We start from the raw sequence: 430 nt of genomic DNA, 5'->3' as shown, positions 1-430 counted from the left end.
GCAGATCTCGTCCTTGCGGGCCTCCAGCCCGGCAACCGCCTGCTGCAATATCGCCTGGCGCTCGTGCGGAGTCAGCTTGGGCCACGGGCCGTCATCAAAGGCGCGGCGGGCGGCGCTTACCGCGGCTTCGACGTCGGCGGGGGACGCCAGCGGACACTGGCCTACCTTCTGTCCGGTGGCGGGCGAGATGACCTCGATCACCTGGTCAGTGGCAGGCTCGGTCCATACGCCGCCGATGAAGAGCTTGTCGTAATTCGTCATGAATCGCTGTCTCTTTCCTGATGTGTATCAACGAATCCGGTGAAGCCGGAGGGTTTATGTGGGCCTATGGGCCCGAACTCGAACAGTCCACTGCCGTGGTTCTCCACGCCGTTCTCGACCAGGCGGAACGTCGCGAGATTGTCGACGGGGCAGAGCAGTTTGAGCGTGG

General features: G+C 63.7%; 1 protein-coding gene. It reads right to left on the bottom strand.

The annotated features are described in order from the left end of the window. Window positions 1–261 (bottom strand): aldehyde dehydrogenase family protein (locus BKG60_RS04260; protein WP_120764822.1); only part of this gene is annotated, 261 nt, incomplete at its 3' end. Window positions 262–430 lie beyond the last annotated feature (169 nt).

Origin of the sequence: Mycobacterium syngnathidarum (assembly GCF_001942625.1) — a bacterium.
GTDB lineage: Bacteria > Actinomycetota > Actinomycetes > Mycobacteriales > Mycobacteriaceae > Mycobacterium > Mycobacterium syngnathidarum.
The sequence above is the reverse complement of the archived record's forward strand: the minus strand, read 5'-3'. Positions and strand labels throughout refer to the sequence as shown.